The organism is Chryseobacterium sp. 2TAF14, assembly GCF_052115105.1.
Classification (GTDB): Bacteria; Bacteroidota; Bacteroidia; order Flavobacteriales; family Weeksellaceae; genus Chryseobacterium.
Genome location: NZ_JBFRGA010000015.1, coordinates 19,603 through 28,354 on the forward strand (window position 1 = coordinate 19,603; position 8,752 = coordinate 28,354).

At 33.5% G+C, this 8,752-nt stretch carries 8 protein-coding genes; 7 read left to right on the forward strand and 1 reads right to left on the reverse strand.

Going from position 1 to position 8,752, the window contains the following annotated elements:
• The first annotated feature begins 6 nt into the window (after positions 1-6).
• The 7 genes from AB4Y90_RS03480 (at position 7) to AB4Y90_RS03510 (ending at position 6,750) form a co-directional block, all read left to right on the forward strand.
• A complete protein-coding gene (locus AB4Y90_RS03480; RefSeq protein ID WP_441555988.1) occupies positions 7-1,083 on the forward strand; it encodes an acyltransferase family protein in 1,077 nt (358 codons plus the stop codon).
• On the forward strand, positions 1,080-2,201 hold the full coding sequence (locus tag AB4Y90_RS03485; protein WP_441555989.1) for a glycosyltransferase family 4 protein: 1,122 nt from the start codon (positions 1,080-1,082) through the stop codon (positions 2,199-2,201). Before AB4Y90_RS03480 ends, AB4Y90_RS03485 begins: the two co-directional genes overlap by 4 nt.
• Positions 2,198-3,073 (forward strand): glycosyltransferase family A protein, encoded by an 876-nt coding sequence (locus AB4Y90_RS03490; protein WP_441555991.1) that lies wholly within the window; start codon positions 2,198-2,200, stop codon positions 3,071-3,073. The genes AB4Y90_RS03485 and AB4Y90_RS03490 overlap by 4 nt, the downstream gene beginning before the upstream one ends.
• Before the next feature lie 156 nt (positions 3,074-3,229).
• Positions 3,230-4,012 carry a glycosyltransferase family 32 protein gene (locus tag AB4Y90_RS03495; RefSeq protein ID WP_441555993.1) on the forward strand — a complete coding sequence of 261 codons (783 nt, stop codon included), beginning with the start codon at positions 3,230-3,232 and terminating at the stop codon, positions 4,010-4,012.
• A gap of 33 nt (positions 4,013-4,045) precedes the next feature.
• Entirely contained in the window at positions 4,046-5,125 is a 1,080-nt protein-coding gene (gene wecB, locus AB4Y90_RS03500; protein ID WP_441555994.1) for a non-hydrolyzing UDP-N-acetylglucosamine 2-epimerase, read from the forward strand.
• Positions 5,122-5,799 carry an NAD-dependent epimerase/dehydratase family protein gene (locus AB4Y90_RS03505; RefSeq protein ID WP_441555995.1) on the forward strand — a complete coding sequence of 226 codons (678 nt, stop codon included), beginning with the start codon at positions 5,122-5,124 and terminating at the stop codon, positions 5,797-5,799. Before wecB ends, AB4Y90_RS03505 begins: the two co-directional genes overlap by 4 nt.
• Before the next feature lie 45 nt (positions 5,800-5,844).
• Complete coding sequence (locus tag AB4Y90_RS03510) at positions 5,845-6,750, forward strand: glycosyltransferase family 2 protein (protein WP_441555997.1); 906 nt, start codon at positions 5,845-5,847, stop codon at positions 6,748-6,750.
• A gap of 3 nt (positions 6,751-6,753) precedes the next feature.
• Here AB4Y90_RS03510 and asnB read toward each other — a convergent pair whose 3' ends face one another.
• Positions 6,754-8,577 carry an asparagine synthase (glutamine-hydrolyzing) gene (gene asnB / locus AB4Y90_RS03515; protein WP_441555998.1) on the reverse strand — a complete coding sequence of 608 codons (1,824 nt, stop codon included), beginning with the start codon at positions 8,575-8,577 and terminating at the stop codon, positions 6,754-6,756.
• Between the last annotated feature and the right edge of the window lie 175 nt (positions 8,578-8,752).

Consider the following 8,752-nt stretch of genomic DNA (forward strand, 5'->3'; position numbering starts at 1 on the left):
TTTTCATTGCCAACGTCAGGATACAGAATTGTAGGGCTGGATATTTTGCGAACAATAGCTATTTTGCTGGTGATGATTTCCCACAGCAAAGTTTATCTTCCCGAAAGCATTCAAAAATTTTTATCTTTTTTTTTAATTGACGGAGTTGCGGTTTTCTTTGTTTTGAGCGGATTTTTGATTGGCAGGATAATGATAAAAGTTTTCAGTGAAAAAATTTCTTTTAAGCAGATTTTCAATTTTTGGGCGAGACGATGGCTGAGAACGCTCCCGAATTATTATTTTATTTTGTTGATACTGATCGGTCTTGAAGGCATCGTAAACAATAAAGATATAGGTTTTTATATTTTTAAATATTCTTTTTTTCTTCAAAATTTATACTATCCAATTGATCATTTTTTCCCGGAATCCTGGAGCTTAGCTGTTGAAGAATGGTTTTATCTGGTTTGTCCGTTGCTATTTTTTTTAATTTATTCTTTTTTAAGAAAATACAGCCGAAAAAAGTTTTTTTTCATTGGTATTATTTTAATCATATTATTTGCAAACATTATAAGAGTCTATTATTATTTTGATCTTGGAGCCAAAAACTACTTTATCTACGATCGCTACTTTGTACGGCAGGTGATCACAAGAATTGATGCTATCATTTATGGAGTTTTGGCTGCATGGCTTTACGTGTATTATCCGGCTGTATTTAATAAAAATAAAACCGGAAACTTTATTTTAGGCTGCATCGGCGTATTGCTTATTCATAATTTTGAACCTCTTTATCAACCGTTTCAATATCTGCTTTCCTTTTCATTAACGTCGATAGCAATTATGCTTACTTTACCGTTTTTGAACAATATTAAGCAGATAAAATTTAAAGCTTTGCAGTACAGCATCATTCATATATCGCTGGTATCGTATTCGATGTATCTGATAAATCTTTCGCTTGTAACTTTTTGGATCTTGCCATTATTTAAAATACAGACAGATATTGTAAATTTTTTCTTATTTTGGGGTATTACGATGGCAATCTCCACAATTTTGTATAAAAAATTAGAGCTGCCATTTTTAACTTTAAGAGATAAAATACTGAAATGAAGATCGGATTCTACAGTTCAATGCCATTAGAAGACAAAAAAAACTGGTCGGGAACCATGTTTAAAATGTATGAGCAACTGCTCATTCAGGGGTATGAAGTTGTCTGGATCCCGAAAGTAATATTTACCGAAAAAGAAGAAGCCCGGTTTCAGCTGATTGAAAAATGGTTTAATAAAATTTTCAATAGAGGTTACAACCGTCATTTATTTACGTATAAAGCAAAAGTCGCAGCGAGGCGGCTCGGAAAAAATTTAAAAGAATATAAGCTTGATGCGCTCTTTAATCCGACCCATGTTAACGATTTTGTGTATTTAAAAACCGACATTCCGATAATTTATTTAAATGACGCAAATGTTGCCCAATTGCTGAATTACTATCCTTACTATTCAGGTTTTGGAATACTTTCAAAGCTTGAAACAAAATTTTTAGAAAAAAAAGCATTGCAAAATGCCTCATATTCTGTTTTTTCATCAGATTGGGCAAGAGATTTTGCGGTCAATGTTTATGGGATAAACCAGGAAAAAGTTAAGACCATTAAATTCGGCGCCAACATCATCGTCCCGGAAAAAATTGAGTATCGAAAAAATACAGACGAATTTACTTTTCTGTTTCTAGCTGTTGACTGGATCAGAAAAAGAGGTGCGCTTGCTTACGAAAGCTTAAAGATTTTAAAGGAAAAAGGCTATCCCATAAAAATGCTGATTCTGGGTTGCAATCCCGAAATAAAAGCAGACTGGGTAACTATAATTCCTTTTCTTAATAAAAATAATCCTGATGAGTTTAAGCAGATTCAGCAACATTTACTAAGCTCTCATTTTTTGTTTGTTCCAACTAAAGCAGACTGCACTCCTATTGCTTTCTGCGAAGCTGCAGGATATGGTTTGCCGGTAATTTCTACAAATACAGGCGGAGTTTCTGCTCATGTTATTGATGGCTACAACGGTATTTTACTTTCTCCCGAAGCTCAGGCAAATGACTATGCGGATGAAATAGAAAAATTATTAAAGCTACCTCAAAAAACACAAGAGTATTCTGAAAATGCACGCAAACTTTATGATAAAGAACTCAATTGGGAAAATTGGGGAATTGAATTTTCAAAAATTTTACAGAAGCTATGACCGGGTTGACCATTTTTACACCAACTTATAATCGTGCGTATATTCTTCCGCAATTGTTTGATTCGCTTCTTGCACAAACAAGCAAAAATTTTGAGTGGATGATTGTAGATGACGGCTCTTCGGATACTACCAAAGAGCTTGTAGAAAATTTTAAAAACAATGCAGATTTTAAAATCGTCTATATCTATCAGGAAAACCAGGGGAAACATGTTGCCATAAATACAGCGCTCAGTCATATAAAAACAACCTATTTTGTGACTGTAGACAGTGATGATTTTTTACAAAAAAATGGTGTAGAAACAGTTGAAAAAAAAATACCTTTTATTGATAAAGAAGATAAAATTATCGGTATCGCATCACCAATCAATATTTTAAATAAGAATATTCCAGACCAAAAGAAGATCGATAATAATCTGGTACTGACTACAAATGAGCTCAAATACAAATATGGTTATGACGGAGAACTTACTTTAATATTCAAGACAGATTTGGCAAAAAAATTTGAATATCCTGTTTTTAAAGGCGAAAAATTTATGCTTGAATCTGTAGTTTTTGACAGAATGGATATTGATTATAAATTTTTATACATCCATGAATCCATCGTAAATGCTGAATACAGACAAGACGGACTGACCGCTCAGGGAAAAAATTTATTCTTAAACAGCCCAAAAGGTGCTGCATTAGCTTACAAAGAGAAAATGAATAACAACCAATTTTCTTCAGCATACAGAAAAATATTTGCTAAAAATTATTGGGATTATGAAAGTATAAATAACAAAAGTTTTGTTTCAAAACTTAAAAACATCCGGAGTTTAAAATTGAAATTCCACATGATTGTTTATTTCATCAGAAGAATTTTAGACAAGAAATAAAGGTTTGATTTCTTACTTAGAATTAAATAAAAACACTTAAAATGCTTAGAAAAATAAATATTCTTAAAAGTAGAAATGCATCATTTTTACGACTAAAAAATTCTTGGTAACTTAGTAGGATAAGGATTTAAAATCGATGCCTGTAAAAAATAAAAAATGATCCCAAAAAAAATACATTACTGCTGGTTTGGCGGAAAACCAAAGCCCGAATCTTTCTATCTATGTTTAGATTCCTGGAAGAAAAACCTTCCCGATTATGAAATAACAGAATGGAATGAGACTAATTTTGATATTAATTGCTGCGAATATGTACGTTTAGCTTCTGAGCAGAAAAAATGGGCTTTCGTATCCGATTATGCAAGAGCATTAGCATTATTTGAGCATGGCGGAATTTATATGGATATTGATGTAGAGGTAAAATTTTCTTTGGATGAGTTTTTGGTTCACCGTGCATTTTCAGGTTTTGAAATCACCGGTTCGCCATTTACTGCACTTTGGGCGACAGAAGCGGAACATCCATGGCCAAAAAAAGTGATGGATTTTTATGATAAAAAAACAGACTTTAACCTTATTACCAATACCGTTTTTGTTTCGGAGCTTTTGGTTAAAGAATATAAAGCGGATCCAAATAAAGATGAATACCAGGAATTGGAAGACGGAATCGTTATTTATCCGTCAACCTATTTCTGTCTTGATTTACCTAAGAATTATGCCAGTCACCATTTTGTGGGAACTTGGCACGAAAGAGATACCCCAAATCCATTTAAAGACTTCGTTCACGCAAATTTCCATTTAAAAAATATTGTGGAAATGAAAAACGGGAAAAAAGAAATCCATAATGTTGTAAATAACATGAAAATGTATTCTGCAGATGAAATTCTTAATCAGTTTCCGTTAAAAATGCTCTTAAAACATATCGTAAAGCGTTTAAAATCTTAAGTTTTTATTATTTTTACTGAAAACCATTTTTGGATGAAAGAAAAAATTGCAATTATATACGGAACAAGGCCTGAATTTCTCAAGGTTTTTCCCATTATCACCGAATTTAAAAGGCAAAACCAGGAAATCTGCATTGTCAATACAGGGCAACACGACTCTTTACTGACCGAAATGGAGAAAAGCTTCGGAATCCAACCTCATCACCGGCTTTCTGTACAATCTTTGTCTTTTACCAATTCAAACCTGATTGCAAAACTCATCAACGAGCTGTCAAATTTAGTTCATAAAGAAAACATCCGGAAAATTATTGCTCAGGGAGATACTTTTACTGTATTGGCATCTTCAATGGTTGCTTTTTTAGAACAGAGAAAATTTTATCATATCGAAGCCGGACTTCGTACTTCAGATATAAAACTTCCTTTTCCTGAAGAATTTAACAGACGTGTGGTTTCCATGACTGCAGATATTAATTTTGCTCCCACTGTTTTAGCTAAGCAGAACCTTCTGCGAGAAAATGTTTCTGAAGACCATATTTCGCCGGTGGGAAACAGTATTGTAGACATGATTCAATATGTTATTCAAAAAGAAAATATTAAGGTAGAATATCAGGATCTTGTTTTTATTACCGCCCATCGACGGGAAAATATCGGCTTGCCTTTACAAAATATTGCAAAAGCAATCAGCCAGCTTGCTAAAGAAAATCCGCAAACACAATTTGACTGGGCGCTGCATCCAAATCCAAATACCAGAAAAATTATTCTTGATTCTTTCGATCAGGAAAAACCGGAAAACATCAACTTTACCGAGCCACTCTCCTACTTAGAAACTATTAAAAAAATGGCAAAATCTAAACTGATAATCTCAGATTCGGGAGGAATACAGGAAGAAGCTCCAAGTCTTCAAAAAAGAATCTTGATTTTACGTGAAGAAACGGAAAGACCGGAAGTTGTAAGCTGTAACTGCGGAGTTTTGGTAGGTTCAGATATTGAAAAGATTAAAACGAATTTTAATTTAATTTACAATAATCCGGAAGAGTATATTTTTAAAAGTGAAAACAACCCTTTCGGCGATGGAAAAGCTTCAGAAAGAATCGTAAAAAAAATATTAGAATGATTGTAGGCAAAGGTCTTATCGCTTCATTATTTACAGATTGTGACAGAGAAAACATTATTTTCTTTGCATCCGGTGTTTCAAATTCTTTAGAAGACAGACCCGAAGAATTTTTAAGAGAAGAAAAACTGATTAATAATACAATTACCGAAAATAAAGACAAAATTTTTATTTATTTTTCTACCTGCAGTATTTATGATTCGTCGAAAACAAATAGCGTGTATGTTCTTCACAAGCTGAAAATGGAGCAGCTTATAAAAAGCAAATGCAGCAGGTTTCTTATTCTGAGAGTAAGCAATGCAGCCGGTAAAGGCGGAAACCCAAATCTTCTGATGAATTATATCGTGAGAGCGGTAAAAAATAACGAAACAATTAACGTTCATACCAAAGCAACACGCAATCTGATTGATGTAGAAGACATAAAGAATATCACTTTTAATCTTATTGACAGCCAGTCTTTAAATAAAATTGTAAATGTAGCGTACGTTAAAAATTACTCTATTATCGAAATTCTGGAAATTGTAGAAAAATTTTACGGTAAAAAAGTAGACATCAATCTCATCAGGAGCGGATCGGGTTACCATATCGATATTCCGGATATTGAAAATTATTTTATTGAAAATAACAGGGTAAATAAAGAGACTTATCTCTATCATATTCTTCAAAAATATTTTTAGCTTTAATTATTTAAGGCTAAAACCAAACACAAAATCATCCTAAAAATGAATAAACTTGCATTTGTCATTCCTTATTATAAAATTGATTTTTTCGAAGAAACTTTACAATCATTAGAAAAGCAGACCAATAAAAACTTCTCGGTTTATATTGGAAATGACAACAGTCCTAATGATCCTATTGATATCATAAAAAAATACAGCAGTTTAAATATCACGTACAAATCTTTTGAAAACAATCTCGGAGCCAAAGATCTGGAAGGACAATGGATCAGGTGTATCGATTTCTCAAAAGACGAAGAATGGATATGCATTTTGGGGGATGACGACTGCCCAAAAAAGAATTTTGTAGAAGAATTTTATCGGATTTTACCCGTTGTTGACGAAAAAAAAATCAATGTTATTAAAACGGCGATAACTTCAATCGACACAAATTCTAAATTACGCGGCGCTGATCTTATTCATCCGGAATACGACACCTCAATAAATACATTTTGGCGAGACCGAAATAACCAGACTCACACAAGCATAAGCGAAAATATTTTCAGAAGAAGTTCTTACGAAAAAATTGGGTTCAGGGGTTTTCCTTTAGCGTGGGGAACGCCTTTAGTAGCCTGGATCGATTATTCTGAAGGCGGATTAATTTATGGTTTAAATTCTACCCAAATGTGTGTGAGATCTTCAGAAATCAACCTCACCAGAGTAGATTCTTTTAAAGATCAGAAACAGGTAGGCGAAGCGATGGTTTATGAAATTATTTTTTCAGATTACCATGATAAATTTACTGATTCACAACGTTTATTTTTAATTAAAAAATACCACGCCGTATTGCATTATTATCAGCTTAAAAATAAGTTACCTTCATCAGTTTTCAAACTTTATGGCAAATATGGAGGCATCAAAGGACAGCTTTTTTATATTTTGCGGGAAATAAAATGGAAGTTTACAAAATAAATTTCACGCATGCTCCTCCATCCAGATTCCTAATACAAGCAAGGACCAATGTTTATAATTGTAATGCAGTTGTTTCTGTACCACATCAAAATCTAACTTTGTAAATATTTTCGAAGAAGGATTTTTTAGAATTTTTACCGTTAAATTTTCCATCTCCGGAATTTTCAGCCAGTCTGCAATTGGAGCGCCAAAACCCTGCTTTTTCTTAGTCAGGATATTTTGGGTAAGCAGATCTCCGTAAGCTTTCCTCAGGATAATTTTGGTCTGGGCTGAATCTACTTTATATTTTGAAGGAAGAGCAGAGCAAAACTCAACCAGATTTTTGTCTAAAAACGGAGTTCTCAGCTCAATAGAATGCATCATTGCAATACGGTCATCTTTTACCAGATAATCTCCGGGGATGATGTTTGTAAGATCCATCTTCATACAGGTATTCAGATTATTTTTATCTAAATTGAATGGATACTGATGATCGTAATTCTGGTTGGTTTTGAGCAACGATAAAGTTTCAGCATGAGAAAAATTATGATGCACCTTCTCTTTCTGATAAGAAACAATATCCGGAAATTTTGCTCTGAAGATTTTATCTAAAAAATAGTGTCTCGATTTTTCTAAACCCAGTTTCTCACTAACGGCAGAACCTATTTTGTAAAAAGGCAAAAGTGAAGGATTTGCGCTTCCTTTTTCTAAAATTTCCTTTTCTTTTTGATACCATTTATAGCCTCCAAACAATTCATCTCCTGCATTTCCGGTGATAACGACGGTCATATTTTTCGCTGCTTCTTTACAAATGGTATAAGTCGCTAAAATGGCTGTATCAGCAATCGGTTCGTCCATTTTTTTAAGAACTTCAGCCAAAACTTCAGGGATTTCAGAACTTTGAAGGGCAACTTCTTTATGATCGGTTTTATATTTTTCGGCAATGCTTCGCGCATCGGGCATTTCATCCCAGTCACCTTCATATTGAAAGCCAAGAGTCGTTAAATTTTGAGTGTTCTGCGAAGAAAGGGCCACCAATGTTCCGGAGTCTAAACCTCCGCTCAGAAAAGCGCCAACTTTTACATCTGCAATCAATTGTTTTTTTACGGAATCTTCAACTAAATTTTTAAATGTAGAAATCGCTTCGTCTTCTGATATTTTCAATTCTTCAGCCGGAAGATTCCAATATTGGGAAATATCAATTTTACCATCCTTTAAAATCAGCTGATGAGCAGGTGATAAAACTTTAATGTTTTTATAAATACTTTGCTGGCTGTCAACATACATATGCCTCAGAAAATGATAAACAGCTTCGTCATTAAGCTCCGCATCAACCAGACCTGTTGCCAGAATCGCCTTGATTTCCGATGCAAAAATAAATTCGCAATTTTTCCCGGTTGCATAATAAAAAGGCTTTTCTCCAAAACGGTCTCTCGCACAAAACAACTGCTGTTTTTCTTCATCCCAGATTGCAAAAGCAAACATTCCGTTAAGGTGCTTTGGAAGCTCAGAGTCGAATTTTTGAAATAACGATAAGATAACTTCTGTATCTGTATTGCTCTGAAAAGGATAATGAGACAAATCTTTTTTCAGCTCCCGGTAACCATAAATTTCGCCATTAAAAACAATGCATTCATTTTTGGTATCAGAATACATCGGTTGATGACCATCTTTAGATAAATCTACAATTGCCAGTCTTCTGAAACCTAAAAAACAATTCTGAAAAAACTCGTGGCCTTCATCATCCGGACCACGATGAACGATAGAATCGGTCATATTTTTCAAAGTCTCTTTATAGAAATTTTCTTCAAGAATTTTTCTCTTTACAATCCCGGCAATTCCACACATATGATAGTATTAAGATAACAAATCTAAGACTATTTTGTGAAAACCTGTCTGATATTGTGTGCCATAAGATTATAATTTTGTTTTTCTATAAATAATTTAATGAAAATAATTTTTCAGATATTTGTAAGATATGCAAGACTTTCCTCTAATATCTGTTATCACGACCTATTACAAC